This window comes from Mesoflavibacter sp. CH_XMU1404-2, from assembly GCF_037029465.1.
In the GTDB taxonomy this organism is placed as follows: Bacteria; Bacteroidota; Bacteroidia; order Flavobacteriales; family Flavobacteriaceae; genus Mesoflavibacter.
In genome coordinates this window covers 1-528 of sequence record NZ_JAYMEM010000021.1, presented here as the reverse complement: position 1 = coordinate 528, position 528 = coordinate 1, and the positions used below count along the sequence as shown (strand labels likewise).

At 39.0% G+C, this 528-nt stretch carries 1 pseudogene; it reads right to left on the bottom strand.

What is annotated here, in order from left to right:
• A pseudogene (locus WA327_RS08395) lies at positions 1 to 528 on the bottom strand (hypothetical protein); the annotation flags it as partial.

Here is a 528-nt window from a genome sequence, read left to right as displayed (position 1 = left end):
TTCTTGTCCGTCTGTTACACCATCTCCATCTGTATCGATATCTAATGGATCTGTTATGTTTCCATTTGGATCGGCTGGTGTTGATGGATCATCTACTCCAGTTGTCTCTTCTCCATTTGTTAATCCATCATTATCACAATCTAAATCATTCCATGCTGCATCTACTGGTTCTGTTTGACTTGAAATTTCTAATGAACATGGATCATTTGGATCTGTCATATCTAAAGCTTCTTGTCCGTCTGTTACTCCGTCACCATCTGTATCAATATCTAATGGATCTGTTATGTTTCCATTTGGATCTGCTGGTGTGTTTGGATCATCTACTCCAGTTGTCTCTTCTCCATTTGTTAATCCATCATTATCACAGTCTAAATCATTCCAAGCTGCATCTACTGGCTCTGTCTGACTTGTAAGTTCTAATGAACATGGATCGTTTGGATCTGTTCCATCTACAGCTTCTTGTCCGTCTGTTACACCATCTCCATCTGTATCGATATCTAATGGATCTGTTATGTTTCCATTTGGATC